The organism is Streptomyces sp. SID3212 (assembly GCF_009865405.1).
In the GTDB taxonomy this organism is placed as follows: domain Bacteria; phylum Actinomycetota; class Actinomycetes; order Streptomycetales; family Streptomycetaceae; genus Streptomyces.
In genome coordinates this window covers 1-222 of the sequence record NZ_WWJY01001167.1, presented here as the reverse complement: position 1 = coordinate 222, position 222 = coordinate 1, and the positions used below count along the sequence as shown (strand labels likewise).

Annotated in this window: 1 protein-coding gene; it reads right to left on the bottom strand. The window is 68.9% G+C overall.

Translation table 11 applies throughout. The features are described 5' to 3' along the window. Positions 1–222, bottom strand: a 222-nt coding sequence (locus GT042_RS34630; RefSeq protein ID WP_237531487.1) for an AMP-binding protein, incomplete at both ends; no start/stop codon positions are given.

Here is a 222-nt window from a genome sequence, read left to right as displayed (position 1 = left end):
GACGAGGTAGGCGACGAGGCGCTTGTCGCCGGGGCGGTCCTCGCGGACGGCGACGGTGGCCTGGGCGACCTTCTGATTCGCAGTCAGAAGGGTCTCGATCTCGCCGGGTTCGATACGGAAGCCCCGGAGCTTGACCTGCTGGTCGGCCCGTCCGAGGTATTCGAGAGACCCGTCCTCGTTCCAGCGGGTGAGGTCGCCGGTGCGGTACATCCGGGTGCCCGC